Origin of the sequence: Janthinobacterium agaricidamnosum, assembly GCF_003667705.1 — a bacterium.
GTDB lineage: Bacteria > Pseudomonadota > Gammaproteobacteria > Burkholderiales > Burkholderiaceae_D > Janthinobacterium.
The window spans coordinates 5749960-5771791 of sequence record NZ_CP033019.1; the positions used below are offsets into that span (position 1 = coordinate 5749960).

Genomic DNA, 21832 nt, shown 5'->3' on the forward strand with positions numbered 1-21832 from the left:
GCCAACCTTTCAATAGTTGTTTGTTACTTATATTATCAGTTTATTATTTTCTGATACTGACAGACAGCAAAATATTCAAGAGATAAACTATGCTGATCAAAAATAAAGTTGCGCTCGCCGCATTGATGATGGCTTTTACCCTGACACCAGCCAGCGCCGCCAAGAAACCGCAGAAGCAAGGCAAGGCCGGCACCAGCAGCAGCAAGAAGAAAACCGTCGGCAAGAAAGCGGCCGTCGTCACGGCGGCCACGGCAGCGACGGTCGCCGCCGTCGCCAGCGAGAACAGCAGCGACCGCTCCATGAATAACCTCAGCGGCCAGTTCCTCACGGCCCTGTGGCGCCTGGACCCGGAAAGCGCGATTTCGGTCGGCAAGTACGATGGCGCCGCCAACCTGAGCATTCCCGACGCGGCCAGCCGCCAGAAGCAGCTGGCCTTCATCGAAGAATGGCTGGGCAAGTTCGGCAAGCTGAATGCCGGCAAGATGTCGGACAAGCAACGCACCGACCTGGCCTTGCTGACGAATAAATTGCAGTCGGACCGCTGGTATCTGACCACCTTCCGCGAATTCGAATGGAATCCCGCCCAGTACAACGTGGCTGGCTCCATCGATTTCATCCTGAACACGGAATACGCGGCCCAGCCGCAGCGCCTGCGCACCTTGCTCAAGCGTATCGCCAGCGTGCCGCAATACTATGCGGCCGCCCGCGCCAGCATCGTGAACCCCACGCGCGAGCACACGCAGCTGGCCATCGCCCAGAGCGCCGGCGTGCTCAGCGTGCTTGACGACCTGAACAAGACGGCACAGGGTTCCATCCTGACGCCGGCGGAAAAACAGCTGTACAACGCGCGCATCGCCGCAGCCCGCACGGCCGTGCAAGGCTATGCGGCCTGGCTGACGGAACAGGATGCCGCGCTGGCGCAGAACGGCAATGCGCGCTCCTTCCGCATCGGCAAAGATTTATATGAACAGAAATTCGCCTACGATATCCAGGCCAGCGTGAGCGCCGAGCAGATGTACCAGAAAGCTCTGGCCGCGCGCGAAAAGCTGCTCGAGCACATGGATAGCCTGTCCGACGAGCTGTGGGTGAAAACCATGGGCAGCACGGCCAAGCCGGCGGACCGCACGGCGAAGATCGGCATGGTGATCGACAAGCTGTCCAGCAAGCACGTGGCCCCCGCCGATTTTGTGCCGGAAATCCGCCGCCAGATCCCGGAATTGCAGGAATGGGTGACCAGCCACAACCTGCTGACGATGGACCCGAAAAAGCCTCTGGTCGTGCGTGAAACACCCGCCTACCAGCGCGGCGTGGCCGGCGCCAGCATCGAGGCGCCCGGCCCCTACCGTCCGCAGGACCGCACCTATTACAACGTGACGCCGCTCGACGGCGAAACGCCGGAACAGGCGGAAAGCAGCTTGCGCGAGTACAACCACTGGATCTTGCAGATCCTGAACATCCACGAAGCCATCCCCGGCCACTACACGCAGCTCGTGTACGCGAACAAGTCGCCGTCGCTGGTCAAATCGATCTTCGGCAATGGCGCCATGATCGAAGGCTGGGCCGTGTATGGCGAGCGCATGATGCTCGAATCGGGCTATGGCAACAACGCGCCGGAAATGTGGCTGATGTATTCGAAGTGGAACTTGCGCAGCGTCACCAACACCATCCTCGACTACAGCGTGCACGTGCTGGGCATGACGGAAGCGCAAGCGCTCGACCTGCTGACGCGCCAGGCGTTCCAGACCAAGCGTGAAGCGACGGAAAAATGGCGCCGCGTGCAGTTGAGCTCGGTGCAACTGACCAGCTATTTCAGCGGCTACAGCGAAATCATGGACTTGCGCGAACAGCGCAAGCAGGCGCTGGGCAACAAGTTCGTGCTGAAGGATTTCCACGAGCAATTCCTCAGCTATGGCAGCGCCCCCGTGAAAGTCATCAAGGAATTGATGAATTAAGCGGCGCTCGCCGTCAGCTTGCAAAGGGTGCTGCGGCGCCCTTTTTGCATGCGTTTGCGCCCCCGCAAACCACCGCTACCCTGTCCATTAAGCTGACGGGAAGGCAGGCGCCACCGCACTCCTCACTGGCAATTGCCGATTTTTCTGCTAGGGTGAGAGTCAAGAGCGTCCATGCATATGCCCATCCAGTTCGACACCCTCGATTACGCCAAACGCCTCGCCTCGGCAGGGGTGCCCACGCAGCAGGCGGAAGCCCATGCCACGGCCCTGGGCGAGGTACTGGGCTCGGCCGTCGTCGTGCATGGCGAACTGGCGCTGGAGCGCAATCTGCTGGGGGAAATCAAGCTGGTGTCGCAGAACGTCGATACCAAAGTGGGCGCCCTGGAGATGAAGATCGATGCGCTGGAGCTCAGGCTCGACACCAAAATTGACGCCCTGGAGCAAAAATTCGACGCCCGCCTGGAACGCCTGGACTTGCGCCATGGCGCCGACATGAAACACGTCTACTGGATGATGAGCACCTTGATCCTGCTCAACCTGGGCATCCTCAGCAAACTGATGCTGCAGTAAGCGCGCACTCACTTTCCTGGCAACAAAAAAGCCGCTGCTCCCGGGGGAGGTCAGCGGCTTTTGATTGCGAGTATAGTAAAGCGTCTAGGACGCCTCTTCCGGCGCCTGGGTAGCCTTGACGAAGATGGGCGCCACCAGCAGGCCCAGCTCGAACAACAGGCACATCGGGATGGCCAGCGAGAACTGGCTGACCACGTCCGGCGGCGTGACGATGGCGGCAATGACGAAGGCGCCGACGATGATGTAGGGGCGCACTTCCTTGAGTTTCGCGATGGAAACCAGCCCCATGCGCACGAGGATCACTACCACCACGGGCACTTCGAACGTGGCGCCAAAGGCCAGGCACATCGACATGACGAAATCGAGGTAGTTTTCGATATCCGGCGTCACCGCGATCGACGACGGCGAAAAGTCGCTGATGAAGTGAAACACGCGGCCAAACACAAAGAAATAGCAGAAGGCCACGCCGGCCATGAACAGCAGCGACGAGGAGATGACCAGCGGCGCGATCAAACGCTTTTCATGCGTGTACAGGCCGGGGGCGATAAACGCCCACATCTGGTACAGCACCCAGGGCAAGGCGACGATAAAGGCGATCACCAGCGTCACTTTCATCGGCACGAGGAAGGGCGAGATGACGCCGGTGGCGATCATTTTCGAGCCGGCCGGCAGCGAGGCGATCATCGGCGCGGCAATGAAATCGTAGATATGCGAAGGGCCGGGCCAGTAAAACAGCACGGCGCAGACGACGGCGATGCCGATCGACGCCTTGACCAGGCGGTTACGCAGCTCGACCAGATGCGAGATAAAGGTTTCTTCCACCGGAGATTTGCTACTCATGAGTAAAAGGAGGAGGAACTGGCACGCGGACGGAAACGCGCCACGCGGGCGGCCGCCGACTGCACGTGCAGCTTGCCGCCATGGCGCTGCTTGTACCAGCCAGGGATGGCGGAATTGCGCACCAGTTTCTTGCGGCGAAATTCGCGCGCCTTGCGGGCCAGGTCATCGTTGGTGGCGCGCAGCATGGCTTCATGGGCGTCGTGATGCCCCTCATATGCACTGGAATCGCCGCGCCACGCGTTTTCCACCTCGGCCAGGTTGCCGGAGATCGAGTTTTCCACGCCATGCATGGATTTCTCCACGCTTTGCTTGACGGAATGGGCCGCTTCCCGCACTTCCTTCTGCAGGTTTTTCAGCTCTTCCATTTCAATTTCGCGCGAGACTTCGGATTTCACCTGGTTCAGGTAGCGTTGCGCGCGGCCATACAGGGTGCCGGCCATGCGCGCCACTCTCGGCAACTTTTCAGGGCCGATGACTATCAACGCAACCACGCCGATGATGGCGATTTTAGAGAGACCGAGATCGATCATAAGCGGACAAGGCTGTTACCGGACGAGGCAAGCGCCCCGCCACGCTATCAGGACTTGCTTTTCTCTTTCGTTTCGACGTCGATGGTGCTTTTGTCGGCCACTTGCGATGGCGCAGCAGGAGGGGTATTGGCTGCCGGCGCGTCATCGTCGCCCTTGACGCCATCCTTGAAGCCTTTGACGGCCTTGCCGATATCACCGCCGATATTGCCCAGTTTCTTGGTGCCGAAGACCAGCATCACGATAACCAGAACGATCACCCAGTGCCAAATACTCAATGAACCCATCACATTCTCCTTGCGGGACGGTGCCCGAATAGCGTCAACCAATGCCGGTAGTATACACGCGAACCCGGCGCACGGCGAAATCAGTGCTGGCCGCGCCAGGGACGGGGACCGCCGTACACATGCATGTGCAGGTGATACACCTCTTGCCCACCGTTCGGGCCGCTGTTGATCATGGTCTTGAAGCCGCCGGCAGGCGTGCCATCGGCGTCATAGCTGACGGCGCAGCCAAATTCGGCGGCGAGTTTCGGCGCCAGGCGCAGCAGCTTACCCAGTATTTCCGTATGGCTGTCGTCGCAATCGGACAGGGTCGCCACGTGGCGCTTCGGGATCAACAGCAGATGCACGGGAGCGGCCGGGTTGATGTCCTTGAAGGCCAGCAAGTCGTCATCCTCATACACTATGCTCGAAGGAATTTGTTTTGCAGCAATCTTGCAGAAAATACAGTTATCCACGCACGCTCCAGTAGGTCAGTGTTTGTCTGTTTCGCCAGCGTCGCGCAGCTCGTCCTTGCGCGCCGCCTTTTCCTCGAGGCCGGACAGGCCTTCGCGGCGCGCCAGCTCGTCGAGCACCTGCTGCGGCGTCAGGTCGAACTGCGCCAGCATCACCAGCGAGTGAAACCACAGGTCGGCGCATTCGTACAAGACCTTGGACGGGTCGTTGTCGCGGCGCGCATCCTTGGCGGCCATCACCGTTTCCGTCGCTTCCTCGCCGATTTTTTTCAAAATGGCATCATCGCCCTTGGCAAACAGGCGCGCGACATACGAGGTGGCGGGGTCGCCGCCATTGGCCAGCTTGCGCGATTCGATCACGGCGGCCAGGCGTTTTAACGTTTCACTCATTTGCTCTTGCTTTCCGCATAAATCGTCTCAGGGTCTTTCAGGACGGGGTCGGTGATCTGCCATTCGCCCGTTTTCTCGTCGCCTTCGAACTTCTGGAAGAAGCACGAATGGCGACCCGTATGGCAGGCGATGCCGCCGGCTTGCTCGATTTTCAGCAAGACCACGTCTTCGTCGCAATCGAGGCGGATTTCCAGCACCTTTTGCGTGTGACCCGATTCTTCGCCCTTGTGCCACAGTTTCTTGCGCGAACGGCTCCAGTATACGGCTTCGCCCAGCTCCACCGTGCGCGCCAGCGCGTCGCGGTTCATCCAGGCGAACATCAGCACGTCATTGCTGCCCGCTTCCTGCGCGATCACGGGCACCAGCCCGTGCTCGTCCCATTTGACCTTTTTCAGCCACTTGGCATTGCTTGCTACGATGGTTCCGTTCTGCATGTTCTTCTATCCTGCTTGTATGTACTTTACGCCAGGCGCATGGGAATGCCCTGCTGCGCCATGAACTGCTTGGCTTCCTGCACCGTGTGCTGGCCATAGTGGAAGATGCTGGCGGCCAGCACGGCGTCCGCCCGGCCCACCTTGATGCCGTCGACCAGGTCTTGCAAGCCGCCCACGCCGCCCGAGGCGATCACGGGAATGCTGACGGCGTCGGACACGCCGCGCGTCAGGCCCAGGTCGAAGCCCACCTTGGTGCCGTCGCGGTCCATGCTGGTGAGCAAGATTTCACCGGCGCCCAGGCTTTCCATTTTACGCGCCCATTCGAACGCGTCCAGGCCCGTGGCCGTGCGTCCGCCATGGGTAAACACTTCCCACTTGCCGGGCGACACCTGCTTGGCGTCGATGGCGACGACGATGCATTGCGAACCGTGCTTTTGCGATGCCTCAAACACGAGCTGGGGGTTCGTCACGGCCGAGGTGTTGATGCTGACCTTGTCGGCGCCCGCATTGAGCAGCCGGCGTACGTCTTCCACCACGCGCACGCCGCCGCCCACGGTCAGCGGAATGAACACTTGCGACGCCACCGCTTCGATGATGTCGAAGATCAGGCCGCGGTTGTCGCTCGAAGCGGTAATGTCGAGGAAAGTGATCTCGTCGGCGCCCTGCTCGTCATAGCGGCGGGCGATTTCCACGGGATCGCCCGCGTCGCGCAATTCCGTGAAGTTGACGCCTTTGACGACGCGGCCATTGGTCACGTCGAGGCAGGGGATGATACGTTTTGCAAGCATGATGGTATCCAGATTGTCGCCAGGCCAGGACACGCGCAGGCGTACCCCGGCCGGGCAGGCTTAAACGGCGGCGTCGGTCAGTTCGTCGGCGCGTTCCTGCGCCTGCGCCAGATCGATCGTGCCTTCATAGATGGAACGGCCGCAGATCACGCCTTCGATGCCTTCGGCCTGGACCGCGCACAGCGCTTCCACGTCGCCGATGTTGTGCAGGCCGCCCGAGGCGATGACGGGGATCTTGACGGCTTGCGCCAGCTTGACGGTGGCTTCGATATTGATGCCGCCCATCATGCCGTCGCGGCCGATGTCCGTGTAGATGATCGATTCGACGCCGTAGGCTTCGAATTTTTTCGCCAGGTCGATCACTTCGTGGCCCGACATCTTGCTCCAGCCATCGGTTGCCACTTTGCCATCCTTGGCATCGAGGCCGACGATGATGTGGCCCGGGAAGGCGCCGCAGGCGTCGTGCAGGAAGCCGGGGCTTTTCACGGCCGCCGTGCCGATGATGATGTAGGTGATGCCGGCGTCGAGGTAGCGCTCGATGGTGTCGAGGTCGCGGATGCCGCCGCCCAGCTGCACGGGGATTTCCTCGATGTCGTTTTCCACGGCGAAATCCTGCACGGCTTTCAGGATGGCTTTCACGGCGCCTTCGTTCTTCGGCTTGCCGGCAAAGGCGCCGTTCAGGTCGACCAGGTGCAGCCGGCGCGCGCCCTGCATCAGCCAATGGCGGGCCATTTCGGCCGGGTCTTCGGAAAATACGGTGGCAAGTTCCATATCGCCTTGTTTCAGGCGTACGCAGTGACCGTCTTTCAGGTCGATGGCAGGAATAAGCAGCATGGTCAGTGTGGTTTAAAAGTGAGTGAGAGGCGGAAAAAAAGCCGGAGAGCCAACGTTAAGGTTGCCAGTGAACGAAGTTCTTGTACAGCTGCAAGCCAGCGGCAGCACTTTTTTCAGGGTGGAACTGTGTCGCGAAAATATTATCACGGGCGACGGCGCAGGCGAACGGCGCACCATAGACAGTCTCGCCCACCGTGTGCGCCGCCTCTTGAGGTTGAGCAAAATAGCTGTGCACAAAGTAAAAATACGCGTTGTCGGCGATGCCATCCCACATGACATGGGACGCCGTTTGCCGCACTTGGTTCCAGCCCATTTGCGGCACCTTGAAGCGCGAGCCGTCTTCCTGCACCTGGCCGTCGAGCTGGAAACGCACGACTTTGCCTGGCAGCAAGCCCAAACCGGCCGCGTCGCCCTCTTCGCTGCCGTCGAACAGCATTTGCTCGCCGATGCACACGCCCAGCACGGGCTTGCTGTCGGCGGCGCGCAGCAGCGCCTCCAATACGCCCGATTCGCGCAGGCTGCGCATGCAGTCGGGCATGGCGCCCTGGCCCGGCAGGACGATGCGGTCGGCGCTGTCGATGTCGGCAGCGACACCGGAAATGCGCACGTCGGCTTCTGGCGCCACGGCACGCAAGGCTTGCGCTACCGAGCGCAAATTGCCCATGCCGTAATCCACCACCACAATTTTATTCATGTTTGATCCCGGAATCTACAATATAGCGAGAGCGGCGCTCACAGGCTGCCCTTGGTCGATGGAATGATGCCGGCCGCGCGCTCGTCGAGCTCGGCAGCCATGCGCAGCGCGCGGCCAAAGGCCTTGAACACGGTTTCGCACTGATGGTGGGCATTCGTGCCGCGCAAGTTGTCGATATGCAAGGTCACGCCCGCGTGGTTGACGAAGCCGCGGAAAAATTCCAGCGTCAGGTCGACGTCGAAGCCGGCGATCATGGCGCGCGTAAACGGGATGTGGTATTCGATGCCAGGGCGGCCCGAGAAATCGAGCACCACGCGCGACAGCGCCTCGTCCAGCGGCACGTAGGCGTGGCCATAGCGGCGGATGCCCTTCTTGTCGCCGATGGCCTTGGCCACGGCCATGCCCAGCGTGATGCCCACGTCTTCCACCGTATGGTGGTTGTCGATATGCACGTCGCCCGTCGCTTCGATATCGAGGTCGATCAAGCCATGGCGGGCGATCTGGTCCAGCATGTGGTCGAGGAAGGGCACGCCGGTATTGAGCTTTTGCTGGCCCGTGCCGTCCAGGTTGAGGGCGACGCGAACTTGCGTCTCATTGGTGTTGCGCGTGATTTCTGCGGTGCGGTTCATGGGAGGCTCTGGCGGTAGGCTAAACGAGGGATGCCTTGAAGGCATCGTAAAAAAGGGAATTTTCTTCCGGGGTGCTGACGCTGATGCGCAGGCAATTGGCCAGCGCAGCATGCATTTTACTCATATTTTTAATTAAAACCCTGCGGGCAAGCAGTTTTGCGCAAACATCGTCGGAATCCGCCACACGAATCAGAAGAAAATTTGCCTTCGAGGGAAATACCGTCACGCCGGGCAGCTCCGCCAGGCGCCGTGCCAGGTCGTCGCGCGCGCTGTTGAGCAGGGCCGCCTGCGCGTTGAGCACGTCGAGGTGCTCGAGCGCGAATTCGGCCGCCGCCTGCGTCAGCACATTCACATTGTACGGCGGACGCACTTTCTCGAACTGCGCCAGCAAGGCCGGCGCGGCCGACATGTAGCCGAGGCGGATGCCGGCCAGGCCCAGTTTCGACACGGTGCGCATCACCACCAGGTTTTCATATTCGGGCAGGCGGCCCATGAAGCTGCGCTGCGCGAACGGCTCATAGGCTTCGTCGACGACGGCGATGCCCGTGTCGCCCAGGGCGGCCAGGATGCGTTCGATATCGGCAGCGGCGAACAGGTTGCCCGTCGGGTTGTTCGGATAGGCGAGGAAGACCAGCGCCGGGCGGTGCGCTTCGATGGCCGCCAGCATGGCCGGCATGTCCAGGCTGAAGTCGGCCTGCAGCGGTACGCCGACGAAATCCATGCCGGCAAACTGCGCCGAACGGGCATACATGACGAAGGCCGGCACGGGCGCCAGCAGCACGGCGCGCTGGCCCGGCGCCTGGCGGGCGCAGGCCATGGCCAGGATGGAAATCAGTTCATCGGAGCCGTTGCCCAGCATGACGTCGTAACCGGCGGGCACGCCCAGTTTGGCGCAGATGGCCGCCTGCAGGCTGGCGTACGACGGCGGATAGCGGTTCAGCGCCACGCCGGCCAGGCGCGCGCCCAGTTCCTCGCGCAGATGCTGCGGCAGCGGATACGGGTTTTCCATCGCATCGAGCTTGATGTAACCGCTGGCATCGGCTACCTGGTAGCTCTTGACGGCCCGCACATCGGCGCGCACGGTGTTGCTGATTAACTGATCGAGGAAAGACATGCTGCAAACACTCCTGATGAAATGAAATGGAGACTAAATGACGACGTCTTCCGGCACGCTAGCGCTGCGCGCCTTGCGGGCCGGCGCTTTTTTCACGGCGGGCGGCTTTTTCACGGCAGCCGTTTTTCTGACCGCCGCCGGCTTTTTCGCCGCCTTGGCGGGCTTGGCCGCGGGCGATGTGGCCGGTTCGGCCAGCTCCTGCGCGAGGGCCGCCAATCGCTGTTCGATGATGGCGCAGTAGTCGGGATTGAGTTCAAAACCGACGAAATCGCGCCCGCAGCGTTTCGCCGCCAGCGCCGTGGTGCCGCTGCCCATGAACAGGTCGAGCACCACGCCGCCGGGCGGGCACGACGCCTTGACCATGCGCTCGATGATTTCGAGCGGCTTTTGCGTCGGGTGGTCGGCCCGTTCCGGGTGTTCCTTGTGCAGGCGCGACACGCTCCACAAGTCTTTCGGGTTGTAGCCCACTTCCAGCCATTTGGCGCCGATGAAGATCGAGCGCGAACGGGCTTTCTTGGTGGCCGCGTCGTAGGCGATGCGCACCGCGTCAAGGTCGAAGTAGTAATCCTTGCGCTTGACGAAGAAGCCGATGGTGTCGTGCACCGATGAAAAGCTGCGCACGCTGCCGCCCATGGACGGCACGCGGCGGTCCCAGATGATTTCATTCATCATCGCCATGCGCTGTTTCAGCATGACGAAGATTTCCGGCGAATAGCGCCAGGTGAGAAAGATATACAGGCTGCCGTTGGCTTTGAGCTTGGGCAGCGCCGCATCGATCCACTGTTCCGTCCAGCGCAGGTAGTCGGCCACCGACTGCTGGTCCGAGGTATTGCCGTAATCCTTGCCCAGGTTGTACGGCGGATCCGTCAGGATCAGGTCCACCGAGCCATCGGGAATGCGCGCCAGCCCCGCCAGCGCATCTTCGCAATAGACCCGGTTGACCCAGTCCGGCCGCTCCGCCATATTCGTCATGGCTGCGGCTTCAGACGCAGTTCGGCGCTGCGCGCGTGCGCCTGCAAGCCTTCGCCATACGCCAGGGTGGCGGCGACACGGCCCAGGGTTTGCGCGCCCGCCTCGCTGACGTGAATGATGGACGAACGCTTCTGGAAGTCATACACGCCCAGCGGCGACGAAAAGCGCGCCGTGCGCGACGTCGGCAGCACGTGATTGGGACCGCAGCAATAGTCGCCCAGCGATTCGGACGAAAAGCGCCCCAGGAACATGGCGCCCGCGTGACGGATCTGTTCGGCCCACTGCTGCGGGTTGTCCGCCGAGATTTCCAGGTGCTCGGCGGCGATGGCGTTGGCGATCTCGCACGCCTCTTGCATGCTGCGCACCTTGATCAGCGCGCCGCGGTCGGCCAGCGAAGTGCTGATGGTGGCCTGGCGCGGCATCGTCGGCAGCAGCCTGGCGATGCTCTCTTCCACTTTCGCGATGTAGGCCGCATCGGGGCACAGCAGGATCGCCTGCGCCAGTTCGTCGTGCTCGGCCTGCGAAAACAGGTCCATCGCGACCCAGTCCGGGTCCGTCGTGCCGTCGCACAGCACGAGGATTTCGGAAGGCCCCGCGATCATGTCGATGCCGACGATGCCGAACACGCGGCGCTTGGCGGCCGCCACATAGGCGTTGCCGGGGCCGACGATTTTGTCGACGGCGGCAATCGTCTGCGTGCCGTAGGCCAGCGCGCCGACGGCTTGCGCGCCGCCGATGGTGATCACGCGCGTCACGCCCGCGATCGCGGCGGCGGCCAGCACCATCTGGTTTTTCACGCCATCGGGCGTCGGCACCACCATGATGATTTCGCCCACGCCTGCCACGTGCGCGGGAATGGCGTTCATCAGCACGGACGACGGATACGCGGCCTTGCCGCCCGGGACGTAGATGCCGACCCGGTCCAGCGGCGTGATCTTTTGCCCCAGCACCGTGCCATCGGGCTCGGTGTAAGTAAAACCGCGCAATTCCTCGCGCTGGCGTTCGTGGAAGGCGCGGATGCGCTGCGCGGCGATCTGCAGCGCCTCGCGCTGGGCCGACGGCAGGCCGTTCAGGGCCGCCTGCAGTTCGGCTTGCGAAATATCGAAGGCCGCCATTTCCGCCGCGCCGCCATGCGGGATGCGGTCGAAACGGTTGGTGTATTCCAGGACGGCGGCGTCGCCGCGCGTTTTCACGTCGGCCAGGATTTTTGCGACCGACGTTTCAATCGCTGCATCGGTGCCCGCCTCGAACGCCAGCAAGGTGTCGAGCGATTGTTGGAAACCTTCCTGGCTTGAATCGAGCTTGCGTATCTGTATCGGCATAATCGGCTTTCTGCTACTGAATGTGTCTAGGCTTGCGAGGCGCGTTCAAACGCCTCGATAATCGGCTGCAAGCGCTCGCGCTTGAGCTTTAATGCCGCCTGGTTAACCACCAGGCGCGACGAAATTTCCATGATGTGCTCGACCTCGACGAGGTTGTTCGCCCGCAAAGTGCTGCCCGTGCTGACCAGGTCGACGATCGCGTCGGACAGGCCGACCAACGGCGCCAGCTCCATCGAGCCATACAGCTTGATCAGGTCGACGTGCACGCCCTTGGCGGCGAAATGCTCGCGCGCCGTGTGCACGAATTTGGTGGCCACGCGCAAGCGCGCGCCCTGGTGCACGGCCTTTTCATAGTCGAAACCGGCCTGCACCGCCACCGACATGCGGCAGGAAGCGATATTCAGGTCGATCGGCTGGTACAGGCCTTCGCCGCCGTGTTCGAGCAAGACATCCTTGCCCGCCACGCCGAAATCGGCCGCGCCGTACTGCACGTAGGTCGGCACGTCGCTGGCGCGCACGATGATGACGCGCACGTTCGGATCGTTGGTGGCCAAAATCAGCTTGCGCGAGGTCTCGGGGTTTTCCAGCACCTTGATGCCGGCCGCTTCCAGCAGCGGCATGGTGTCTTCAAAAATGCGGCCCTTCGAGAGCGCCAGGATCAGCTGGGAGCTGTCGCCGTTGTTCGATCCGTTCATGCTCGTTCCTTGTTATTTAATACGTACGATGTTCGCGCCGACGGCCGACAATTTGACTTCCATGCGGTCGTAGCCGCGGTCGAGGTGATAGATGCGGTCGATCAGGGTTTCGCCGTCGGCGGCCAGGGCCGCGATCACCAGCGAGGCCGAGGCGCGCAGGTCGGTCGCCATCACGGGTGCGCCGCGCAGCTGCTTGACGCCGGCGATGATGGCCGTGTTGCCCTCGATGGTGATGTCGGCGCCCAGGCGGTTCATTTCCTGCACGTGCATGTAGCGGTTCTCGAAAATCGTCTCGGTGACGCGGCTGGCGCCGTTGGCGATGGTGTTGACGGCCATGAACTGCGCCTGCATGTCGGTCGGGAAGCCCGGGTATTCCGTCGTGCGGAAGCTGACGGGGTTCGGACGGGCCGACATCTCGGCACGGATCCAGTCGGCGCCGAAGGTCATCGTCAGGCCCATGGCGCGCAGCTTGTCGAGCGCCGCGTCGAGAATGTCGGTGCGCACGTTGCGCAGGGTGATGTCGCCGCCGGTGGCCGCCACGGCGCACAGGAAGGTACCCGTTTCGATACGGTCGGCGATCACCGCGTGCGAGGCGCCGTGCAAGGCGTCCACGCCCTGGATCACCAGGCGGCTGGTGCCGATGCCGTCGATCTTCGCGCCCATGGCCACCAGCAGGTGCGCCAGGTCGGTGACTTCCGGTTCGCAGGCGGCGTTTTCCAGGATGGTCTCGCCTTCGGCCAGGGTCGCGGCCATCAGCAGATTTTCGGTGCCGGTGACGGTGATCATGTCGGTGACGATGCGCGCGCCCTTGAGCTTGGCGCACTTGGCGTAGATGTAGCCCGCTTCGATGCGGATCTCGGCGCCCAGCGCTTCCAGGCCCTTGATGTGCTGGTCGACGGGGCGCGAACCGATGGCGCAGCCGCCCGGCAGCGAGACCTTGGCTTCGCCGAAGCGCGCCAGCATGGGGCCCAGCACGAGGATCGAGGCGCGCATGGTTTTCACCAGCTCATACGGCGCTTCCAGGGTGTCGATGGCGCTGCCGTTGAGAACCACGCGGTCGCCGTCCTGCTGCACTTTCAGGCCCGTCTGGCCCAGCAATTTGAGCATGGTGGCCACGTCGTGCAAATGCGGCACGTTGGTCAGGTCCAGGTCGCCCGCGGTCAAGAGACCCGCGCACAGGATGGGCAGGGCGGCGTTTTTCGCGCCGGAGATGGCGATGTCGCCGTTCAGGCGGTTGCCGCCGTTGATGAGGAGCTTGTCCATGTGCTTATCCTTGGAATTCTTCAGGTGTCAGGGTTTTCATCGACAGCGCGTGGATTTCTTCGCGCATGCGGTCGCCCAGCGCCGCGTAGACGATCTGGTGACGCTGGATCAGGCGCTTGCCGGCAAACGCGGGCGAGACGATCACGGCCTGGAAGTGCTGGCCATCGCCCTCCACTTCGAGGTGCGTGCATTCGAGGCCGGCCGACAGGTAGCCGTGGATCAGTTCTGGAGTGGTGGTCACGATAAGTCCTTGATATTGAATAATGTAGTGATGTGATGTGCCGTAATCAATGGCGCAATCTGTAACCGCTTTTCAGCAGGCGGATCGATGCCAGCGCCAGGATCACGAGGAAGCCGGCGACGATGGAAAGACTGAGCCACGGGCTGACGTCGGACACGCCGAAGAAGCCGTAGCGGAAGCCGTCGATCATGTAGAAGAAGGGGTTCAGGTGCGATACCGTCTGCCAGAATGGCGGCAGCGAGTGGATCGAATAGAACACGCCCGACAAAAAGGTGGCCGGCATGATCAAAAAGTTCTGGAAGGCGGCCAGCTGGTCGAATTTCTCGGCCCAGATGCCGGCGATCAGGCCCATTGTGCCCAGCATGGCGGCGCCGAGAAACGCGAAGATGACGATCCACAGCGGCGCGACAAACGACAGGTCGGCGAACCAGCAGGTGATGGCAAACACGCCAAAGCCCACGGCCAGGCCGCGCGCGACGGAAGCGAGTACATACGCCGAGAAGATTTCCCAGTGCGACAGGGGCGTGAGCAGCACGAACACCAGGTTGCCTGTGATCTTGGACTGGATCAGCGAGGACGAGGAATTGGCAAACGCGTTTTGCAGCACGCTCATCATCACCAGGCCGGGAATCAGAAAGGCCGTGTAGCTGACGCCGGGGCTCGGCTCCACGCGGCCGTCGAGCACATGGCCGAACACCAGCAGGTACAGCATCGACGTGAGCACGGGTGCGGCCACGGTTTGCGTCGCCACTTTCCAGAAGCGCAGCGTCTCTTTGTAGACGAGGGTGCGGAATCCTGTCGAAATCATACGGTACCTTTATCCATGATCTGCAAGAAGATATCTTCCAGGTCGGCTTGTTGCAATTGCATTTCATCGATCTCGACGCCCGCCTCGCGCAGGCGGGCGAGGATTTTCTCGACTTCGCTGTATTCGTTGACGCGCAGGCTGAACTTGTTCGGCGCCTGCTGTTCTTCCGGGTGCAGCACCAGGTGCTGCAGGTCGGCCGGCAGGCTGCCGTGTTTCAGGTGCACCTGCAGCTGCGAGCCGGCGATGCGGCGGATCAGCGCCGACATGGTGTCGAGCGCCACCACCTTCCCGCTTTTCAGCATGGCCACGCGCTGGCACATGGCTTGCGCCTCTTCCAGGTAGTGGGTGGTCAGCACGACCGTGTGGCCGCCTTCGCGGTTCAGGCGCGAGATGAACTTCCACAGGGTCTGGCGCAGTTCCACGTCGACGCCGGCCGTCGGTTCATCGAGCACGATGACGGGCGGCTTGTGCACCAGCGCCTGGGCCACGAGCACGCGGCGCTTCATGCCGCCGGACAGGGCGCGCATGTTGGTGTCGGCCTTGCCGGTCAGGTCGAGGTTTTCCATGACCTCGTCGATCCACTTGTCGTTGTTCGGCAGGCCGAAGTAGCCGGACTGCAGGCGCAGGGTTTCGCGCACGGTGAAAAACGGGTCGAACACGAGTTCCTGCGGCACCACGCCCAGGTTGCGGCGCGCATTGCGGAAGTCCTTGACCACGTCATGGCCGTGGATCTTGACGGTGCCCGCGTCGGGGCGTATCAGGCCGGCGATGATGGAAATGAGGGTGGTCTTGCCGGCGCCGTTGGGGCCGAGCAGGCCAAAAAACTCGCCTTCTTCGATGGCCAGCGACACGCCGCCCAGCGCCTTGAGCGATTTATAGCTCTTTTCTACATTCGTTATTTGAATTGCGGTCATGTGCTTGTTTCAAGTGTAATGCGTCTGGTGTGATGCGCCAGTTGCCGGAGACATCCAGGCCGGCAGGCCGGTGCAGGGCGCCACCTTCAGGCGAGGACGGCGCAACAGTCAATTATAGTTGGAAAATTCGTGGAACACTTGGAGATCAATCCGGCGGCGCTGCTGGCCTGCCGGCTTGAAAGCTACTGCTGATGCGGGGAGTGGGACAGGATCAATGATGATGCAGGTCGGACGGGCTGCGTTCGGCGTGGCCGCCGGCGCTGGCGCAGTCGTCGGCCGTCAACGTGCTCGAGACGAGCGAGCAGACGCCATACAGCTTGGTGAGGTTTTTCAGGTTGTTCGGCAGGTTTTTCAGCTCCAGCACGGCGCCCGCATCCTGCGCCGCGCGCTGCCACGTCAGCATGACGGACACGGCGGCCGAATCGACGGCCTTGACGTTGCGCAAGTCGAACTTGGTCTGACCCGAGCGGATGGCGTCCAGACCCTGCTCCAATGCCGAAGTGGCATTGTGCACGGTCAGGGAAGTCAGGGACTGCAAGGTGTCGAGAGAGTCGGGCATGGCGTCGGGCTGCGCTGGTCTGGAGCTGGGTCTGGAGCTATATGATAGCCGATTATTTGGCTTTGGCAGCGGGACGGCTGGCCAGGGCCTTGTTTTTTGCCTGCAAGGTCTTGATCAGGCCATCGATGCCGCCCTTGCTGATCTCGCTGGCGAAGCTGCTTTTGTACGTTTCCACCAGCCACGCGCCCAGCACGTTGATGTCATAGATCTTCCAGCCGGACGGGGTTTTCGCCACGCGGTAGTTCAGGGGCACGGGTTCGCCGCGCGCCACGTTGACCTGCGAACGCACTTCCACTTCCGTGTCAGCCGGGTCGGCGCGCAGCGGCTTGAATTCCACGGTTTCGTTCTTGATCTGCGACAGGGCGCCCGAATACGTGTAGATCAGCAAGGTGCGGAATTCCGCCGACAGCTGCTTTTGCTGGTCCGGCGTGGCGTCGCGCCAGAAGCGGCCGGCGGCCAGGGCCGTCATGCGCTGGAAATCCACGTAAGGCAGGATTTTGCTTTCCACCAACTCGGTGACGCGCTTGATATCGCCAGCCTGGATGGCCTTGTCGTTCTTGGCCGTGTCGATCACATCCTGGCTTATGCGCTTGACCAAGACGTCCGGCGCTTCGACAGCAGGAGCGGCCTGGGCGGCGGTGGCAAAGGCGATGGTCGCCATCGCCAGCAGTTGTTTCATCAATTTCATGGTTCTACCTTTCATGGTGTTGCTATGCACCGGCTGGCGTTGATCGCAGCCGTGGTGTTTCTGTACCGGAGTTTACTCCTGGGGCCTGGCCTCGGAAGCAACGGTATTGCTACCAGATGTTACGAGGTCCGCTGGCGCCACCTCGGCGGCGGCCGTGGCCGCAGGCGCGTCATTGGCAACTTGCGGTTTTGCCTCGTACTCCGGCTCGTAATCGCTGCTGTCGTTTTTTGGCACTTTGCGGTCGCGGCGGTCCGTATCGCCGTCGAAAACCTTGCTTTCACGCGCTTGCAGGAAGCCGTCGCGGATGAATTCATAACGGTCCAGCGCGGCCGCTTCCATCAGGTTGGTCGCGTCGAGCAGCGCGGCGCGCTTGTCGACCACGCGCGTCACCGTGCCGATATTGCGTACATTGACGGGATCCTTGTAGCGCCATGGGTCGCCCGCGATATCGAGCGGCAAGGCCACCGTGTCGCGCACGGTCGATGGGCCCAGCAGCGGCAGCATCACGTACGGACCCGACTGGACGCCGTACCAGCCCAGGGTCTGGCCAAAGTCTTCGTTATGCTTGGGAATGCCGGCCTGCGACGCGATGTCGATCAGGCCGAGGATGCCGAAGGTCGAGTTCATGCTGACGCGCACGACGTCTTGCAAGCCCGCTTCACCCTTGCCTTGCAGCAAGTTGTTCACGGCACTCCACACATCGGCCAGGTTGCCGAAGAAGTTGCCCACGCCCGTTTGCACGAACGACGGCGTCACCGTCTTGTAGGCCGTGGCGACCGGTTTCAGGGCCACCTGGTCAACGGTATCGTTGAACTTGAACATCGCGCGGTTATACCCTTCCAGCGGGTCGCGCGGATTGGTGCCGGTGGCGCAGGCGCTCACGCTGGCGGCGATGGCCATGGCCAGGCCGATACGCGCCAGGCTGCCTTGGGGTTTCTTGGTCGACTCGCTCATTTGCTGTCCTTTCCTTCCGCTGCCTTGCTGTAGATGAACTGATTGATCAGGTCTTCCAGCACTGTGGCCGATTGAGTACGGGCGATCTTGTCGCCCTCTGCCAGGTTCGCCAAATCGCCGCCTGCTTCCAGGCCGATATATTGCTCACCCAGCAAACCGGCCGTCAAAATCTTGGCCGAGCTGTCTTTCGGAAATTTGTAGCCATCTTCGATATCGAGTTTCACCAGCGCCTGATACGTCTTGTCGTCAAAGCGGATCTCCGCCACGCGCCCCACCACCACGCCAGCGCCCTTGACGGGCGCCTGCGGCTTGAGGCCGCCAATATTGTCGAACTTGGCCGTAATGGTATACGTCTTGCTGAAAGACAGCGAGCTCATATTGCCGGCCTTGAGCGCCAAAAACATCAATGCCGCCACACCCAGCAAGACGAACAAGCCGACCCAGACATCCAAAGATTTACGTTGCATAAACAATCCTAAATAATTTTTACTTGCCGCCACCTGCGCAGAACACTGCCCAGGCCGATAATTTTGTCGCCTATCGGCAATTACTTGCTAAACATCAACGCCGTCATCATGAAATCGAGCCACCACACCATCAACGACGAAATGACCACCGTGCGCGTGGTGGCGCCGGACACGTCTTCCGGCGTCGGCTGTGCCTGGTAACCCTGGAACAGCGCGATGAAGGTCACCGCGATGCCGAACACCAGGCTCTTGATGGTGCCGTTGCCCACTTCTTTCCAGACATCCACGCCGCCTTGCATCTGCGACCAGAACGAGCCTTCATCGACGCCGATCAGCACCACGCCGACCAGGTAGCTGCCGATGATGCCGACGGCCGTGAAGATGGCGCCCAGGATCGGCATGGCGATCACGCCGGCCCAGAAACGGGGCGCCAGCACGCGCTGGATCGGGTTGACGGCCATCATTTCCATGGCCGACAGTTGCTCGCCCGCCTTCATCAGGCCGATTTCCGCCGTCAGCGAGGTGCCGGCGCGGCCGGCGAACAGCAGCGCCGTGACGACAGGGCCCAGTTCGCGCGTCAGCGACAGCGCCACCAGCAAGCCCAGCGACTGCTCGGCGCCATACGTGGTCAAGGTGTAATAGCCTTGCAAACCCAACACCATGCCGACAAACAGGCCGGAGACGGCGGTAATCACCAGCGAGCGGTTACCGATAAAAAACAGTTGCTCGATCACCAGGCGCGGACGGCGCCACAGGCCGCCCGACGAGGCGATGATGATAAAGAACGAACGCACGGCAAAGCCGAGGTCTTGTACCGAATTGCGCAACCATGCTCCGATCGACGCGAGGAAACGCGCGATCATCGGCCCGCTCCCGCATGCAGGCCCAGGTCGTCGGCCAGCGACTTGCCCGGGTAATGGAACGGCACGGGGCCATCGGCCTCGGCATTGACGAATTGCTTGACGTACGGATGCGTCGACACGGCCATCTCGGCCGGCGTGCCGTGCGCCACAATTTTGCCCGATGACAGAAAATAGACGTAATCAGCGATGGCGAAACACTCCTTCACATCGTGCGATACCAGGATAGACGTGGAGCCCAGCGCATCGTTCAAATTGCGGATCAAATTGGCCGTCACGCCCATGGAAATCGGGTCCAGGCCGGCGAACGGCTCGTCGTACATGATCAGTTCAGGGTCGAGCGCGATGGCGCGCGCCAGCGCGACGCGGCGGCCCATGCCGCCAGAAATCTCGGCCGGCTTCAATTGCGCCGCATTGCGCAGTCCCACGGCGTGCAGCTTCATCAGCACCAGGGTGCGGATCAGCTCTTCATTCAAGTCCGTGTGTTCGCGCAGGGGGAAGGCCACGTTTTCGAACGCCGTCAGGTCCGTAAACAGCGCGCCGTGCTGGAACAGCATGCCCATCTTGCGGCGCAGCTGATACAGCTCGTCGGTTCCCAGCGTATGCACGATCTGGCCGTCCACATTCACGGAACCGGAACTGGGGCGCAACTGCCCGCCGATCAGGCGCAGTACGGTCGTCTTGCCACTGCCGGAGCCACCCATGACGGCCACAACTTTTCCACGTGGGAAATCCATTTGAAGGCCCGATAAAATCGAACGTTCTCCATAGGCAAAGTGTAAATCACGGATCTCAACAAGATTTGGCACGACGAAGCTCACTATTTTAATGGCGTATTGTAGTGCAGAAACGCCAACCTCTGCTGAGACACCCCTTGGGACAGCCCCGTAAAGGGGAAGAATACAACACTAATGAATCGAAAGTCAGATATTGTAGTGGAAATTTGACCTGCGCATCGCGCCCCCATCCGCCGGCGTTCATGGCCGTCCACTTGATAACTAAAATAACAAGGGCCACGCCGCAATCCGCGCCGTGGCCCTGTCAAAAAAACGAACAGTTGCTCGTTAATTAGCGTGGCAGCACGGATGCCCCCATCAGGAACTCATCGACGGCGCGCGCGCACTGGCGCCCTTCGCGGATGGCCCACACCACCAGCGACTGGCCACGGCGCATGTCGCCGGCCGCAAACACCTTGGCCACCGAGGTCTGGTAGCAGCCGGCGCCATCCGTTGTCGCCTTGACATTGCCGCGCGCATCCGTATCGACGCCGAACGCTTGCAACACTTGTTGTACTGGCGAAACAAAACCCATGGCCAGGAAGACCAGATCCGCCTTCATCTCGAATTCCGAGTTCGGCACTTCGCTCATCTTGCCGTCTTTCCATTCGACTCTGCAGGCGATCAGCTTTTCCACCTTGCCGCCCTTGCCTTCGAAACGCTTGGTGGCCACGGCCCAGTCGCGCTCGCAGCCTTCCTCGTGCGAGGACGAGGTGCGCAGCTTGGTCGGCCAGTACGGCCAGACCAGCGGCTTGTTTTCCTGTTCCGGCGGCTGCGGCATCAGTTCGAACTGGGCCACCGAGGCGGCGCCATGGCGGTTCGAGGTGCCCACGCAGTCGGAACCCGTGTCGCCGCCGCCGATCACCACCACGTGCTTGCCCGTCGCCTTGATCTGGTCCTTGAGCTTGTCGCCCGCGTTGACCTTGTTTTGCAGCGGCAGGAAATCCATGGCGAAGTGCACGCCTTTCAATTCGCGGCCCGGCACGGGCAAGTCGCGCGGCTGCTCGGCGCCGCCGGCCATGATGACGGCGTCGAATTCTTTTTCCAGGTCTTCCGGGAAAATGGTTTCCTTGGCCCAGTTGTTGACGTTGGCAGGGAAATCCTTGCCGACCAGCACGCTGGTGCGGAACACGACGCCTTCGGCCTCCATCTGTTTCACGCGCAGGTCGATGTGCGACTTTTCCATCTTGAAGTCGGGGATGCCGTAGCGCAACAAACCACCGACCCGGTCGCTTTTCTCGAACACGGTGACGGCATGGCCGGCGCGCGCCAGCTGCTGCGCCGCCGCCAGGCCGGCGGGACCGGAGCCGACGATGGCCACTTTCTTGCCGGTGCTAAAACTCGCCGGCTGCGGCGTGACCCAGCCGTGCTCCCAGCCCATGTCGATGATTTTATGCTCGATCGACTTGATGCCGACCGGATCTTCATGGATACCCAGGGTACAGGCCGATTCGCACGGCGCCGGGCAGATGCGGCCCGTAAATTCCGGGAAGTTATTCGTCGAATGCAAGATATCGAGCGCTTCGCGGTAGGCGCCGCGGTATACCAGGTCATTCCAGTCGGGAATGATGTTATTCACGGGGCAACCCGTGGTGCAGAAGGGAATGCCGCAATCCATGCAGCGCGCACCCTGCACGGTCGCTTGCGCGTCCGACAGGTGCAAGACGAATTCCTTGTAGTTCTTCAGACGCGCGGCAGGCTCCAGATAGTGTTCGTCCTGGCGCTTGAATTCCATGAAGCCGGTAATTTTACCCACGATGTTTCCTTTGTATTTGGCTGGCGGGGAGCGGCATGGCCGCTCCCTG

General features: G+C 61.7%; 27 protein-coding genes. 2 read left to right on the forward strand and 25 right to left on the reverse strand.

Annotation, left to right across the window (positions count from 1 at the left end; translation table 11 throughout):
* Positions 1–92 precede the first annotated feature (92 nt).
* Complete coding sequence (locus tag D9M09_RS25965; RefSeq protein WP_070312009.1) at positions 93–1952, forward strand: DUF885 domain-containing protein; 1860 nt, start codon at positions 93–95, stop codon at positions 1950–1952.
* 171 nt (positions 1953–2123) lie between these two features.
* Complete coding sequence (locus D9M09_RS25970) at positions 2124–2522, forward strand: hypothetical protein (protein WP_162995523.1); 399 nt, start codon at positions 2124–2126, stop codon at positions 2520–2522.
* An 84-nt stretch (positions 2523–2606) separates the two neighbouring features.
* Here D9M09_RS25970 and tatC read toward each other — a convergent pair whose 3' ends face one another.
* The 25 genes from tatC to D9M09_RS26095 all read right to left on the reverse strand — a co-directional run bounded on the left by tatC (position 2607) and on the right by D9M09_RS26095 (position 21783).
* Positions 2607–3362: a twin-arginine translocase subunit TatC gene (gene tatC / locus D9M09_RS25975; protein ID WP_035823092.1), complete on the reverse strand. Its 756-nt coding sequence runs from the start codon at positions 3360–3362 to the stop codon at positions 2607–2609.
* A complete protein-coding gene (gene tatB / locus D9M09_RS25980) occupies positions 3359–3892 on the reverse strand; it encodes a Sec-independent protein translocase protein TatB (protein WP_121670707.1) in 534 nt (177 codons plus the stop codon). Before tatB ends, tatC begins: the two co-directional genes overlap by 4 nt.
* A gap of 47 nt (positions 3893–3939) precedes the next feature.
* Complete coding sequence (gene tatA, locus D9M09_RS25985) at positions 3940–4176, reverse strand: Sec-independent protein translocase subunit TatA (protein WP_046683197.1); 237 nt, start codon at positions 4174–4176, stop codon at positions 3940–3942.
* Positions 4177–4256: 80 nt separating this feature from the next.
* Entirely contained in the window at positions 4257–4628 is a 372-nt protein-coding gene (locus D9M09_RS25990) for a histidine triad nucleotide-binding protein (protein WP_121670708.1), read from the reverse strand.
* A 15-nt stretch (positions 4629–4643) separates the two neighbouring features.
* Positions 4644–5015 carry a phosphoribosyl-ATP diphosphatase gene (locus D9M09_RS25995; RefSeq protein ID WP_034753849.1) on the reverse strand — a complete coding sequence of 124 codons (372 nt, stop codon included), beginning with the start codon at positions 5013–5015 and terminating at the stop codon, positions 4644–4646.
* On the reverse strand, positions 5012–5449 hold the full coding sequence (gene hisI / locus D9M09_RS26000; RefSeq protein WP_070219635.1) for a phosphoribosyl-AMP cyclohydrolase: 438 nt from the start codon (positions 5447–5449) through the stop codon (positions 5012–5014). Before hisI ends, D9M09_RS25995 begins: the two co-directional genes overlap by 4 nt.
* A gap of 26 nt (positions 5450–5475) precedes the next feature.
* On the reverse strand, positions 5476–6237 hold the full coding sequence (hisF, locus tag D9M09_RS26005) for an imidazole glycerol phosphate synthase subunit HisF (RefSeq protein ID WP_070290307.1): 762 nt from the start codon (positions 6235–6237) through the stop codon (positions 5476–5478).
* Between the two features lie 60 nt (positions 6238–6297).
* Positions 6298–7071: a 1-(5-phosphoribosyl)-5-[(5-phosphoribosylamino)methylideneamino]imidazole-4-carboxamide isomerase gene (hisA, locus tag D9M09_RS26010; protein WP_070219639.1), complete on the reverse strand. Its 774-nt coding sequence runs from the start codon at positions 7069–7071 to the stop codon at positions 6298–6300.
* A gap of 55 nt (positions 7072–7126) precedes the next feature.
* Entirely contained in the window at positions 7127–7765 is a 639-nt protein-coding gene (hisH, locus tag D9M09_RS26015) for an imidazole glycerol phosphate synthase subunit HisH (RefSeq protein ID WP_121670709.1), read from the reverse strand.
* A gap of 38 nt (positions 7766–7803) precedes the next feature.
* Positions 7804–8394, reverse strand: a complete 591-nt coding sequence (hisB, locus tag D9M09_RS26020; RefSeq protein ID WP_010402123.1) for an imidazoleglycerol-phosphate dehydratase HisB — start codon at positions 8392–8394, stop codon at positions 7804–7806.
* Positions 8395–8413: 19 nt separating this feature from the next.
* A complete protein-coding gene (gene hisC / locus D9M09_RS26025; RefSeq protein WP_121670710.1) occupies positions 8414–9508 on the reverse strand; it encodes a histidinol-phosphate transaminase in 1095 nt (364 codons plus the stop codon).
* 33 nt (positions 9509–9541) lie between these two features.
* Positions 9542–10471, reverse strand: a complete 930-nt coding sequence (locus D9M09_RS26030; protein ID WP_121671251.1) for a DNA-methyltransferase — start codon at positions 10469–10471, stop codon at positions 9542–9544.
* A 5-nt stretch (positions 10472–10476) separates the two neighbouring features.
* Entirely contained in the window at positions 10477–11802 is a 1326-nt protein-coding gene (gene hisD, locus D9M09_RS26035; RefSeq protein WP_070219644.1) for a histidinol dehydrogenase, read from the reverse strand.
* Between the two features lie 26 nt (positions 11803–11828).
* Positions 11829–12497, reverse strand: coding sequence for an ATP phosphoribosyltransferase (hisG, locus tag D9M09_RS26040; protein ID WP_070219646.1), 669 nt, complete (start codon positions 12495–12497; stop codon positions 11829–11831).
* A gap of 12 nt (positions 12498–12509) precedes the next feature.
* Positions 12510–13760 (reverse strand): UDP-N-acetylglucosamine 1-carboxyvinyltransferase, encoded by a 1251-nt coding sequence (gene murA / locus D9M09_RS26045; RefSeq protein ID WP_070290314.1) that lies wholly within the window; start codon positions 13758–13760, stop codon positions 12510–12512.
* A gap of 4 nt (positions 13761–13764) precedes the next feature.
* A complete protein-coding gene (locus D9M09_RS26050; protein ID WP_034753824.1) occupies positions 13765–14001 on the reverse strand; it encodes a BolA family protein in 237 nt (78 codons plus the stop codon).
* A gap of 46 nt (positions 14002–14047) precedes the next feature.
* Positions 14048–14809, reverse strand: coding sequence for an ABC transporter permease (locus D9M09_RS26055; protein WP_070290316.1), 762 nt, complete (start codon positions 14807–14809; stop codon positions 14048–14050).
* A complete protein-coding gene (locus tag D9M09_RS26060; RefSeq protein WP_070290317.1) occupies positions 14806–15723 on the reverse strand; it encodes an ABC transporter ATP-binding protein in 918 nt (305 codons plus the stop codon). The genes D9M09_RS26055 and D9M09_RS26060 overlap by 4 nt, the downstream gene beginning before the upstream one ends.
* Positions 15724–15934: 211 nt before the next feature.
* On the reverse strand, positions 15935–16282 hold the full coding sequence (locus D9M09_RS26065) for an STAS domain-containing protein (protein ID WP_034753819.1): 348 nt from the start codon (positions 16280–16282) through the stop codon (positions 15935–15937).
* Positions 16283–16334: 52 nt separating this feature from the next.
* Entirely contained in the window at positions 16335–16970 is a 636-nt protein-coding gene (locus D9M09_RS26070) for an MlaC/ttg2D family ABC transporter substrate-binding protein (RefSeq protein ID WP_070219656.1), read from the reverse strand.
* A gap of 72 nt (positions 16971–17042) precedes the next feature.
* On the reverse strand, positions 17043–17924 hold the full coding sequence (locus D9M09_RS26075; protein WP_070219658.1) for an MlaA family lipoprotein: 882 nt from the start codon (positions 17922–17924) through the stop codon (positions 17043–17045).
* The gene (gene mlaD / locus D9M09_RS26080; RefSeq protein WP_070219660.1) at positions 17921–18391 is read right to left on the reverse strand and encodes an outer membrane lipid asymmetry maintenance protein MlaD; all 471 of its coding nucleotides are present in this window, start codon (positions 18389–18391) and stop codon (positions 17921–17923) included. The genes D9M09_RS26075 and mlaD overlap by 4 nt, the downstream gene beginning before the upstream one ends.
* Before the next feature lie 80 nt (positions 18392–18471).
* Complete coding sequence (mlaE, locus tag D9M09_RS26085; RefSeq protein WP_070219663.1) at positions 18472–19254, reverse strand: lipid asymmetry maintenance ABC transporter permease subunit MlaE; 783 nt, start codon at positions 19252–19254, stop codon at positions 18472–18474.
* Positions 19251–20060 (reverse strand): ABC transporter ATP-binding protein, encoded by an 810-nt coding sequence (locus tag D9M09_RS26090; RefSeq protein ID WP_070219703.1) that lies wholly within the window; start codon positions 20058–20060, stop codon positions 19251–19253. The genes mlaE and D9M09_RS26090 overlap by 4 nt, the downstream gene beginning before the upstream one ends.
* Positions 20061–20319: 259 nt before the next feature.
* Positions 20320–21783, reverse strand: a complete 1464-nt coding sequence (locus D9M09_RS26095; protein WP_070219665.1) for a glutamate synthase subunit beta — start codon at positions 21781–21783, stop codon at positions 20320–20322.
* Between the last annotated feature and the right edge of the window lie 49 nt (positions 21784–21832).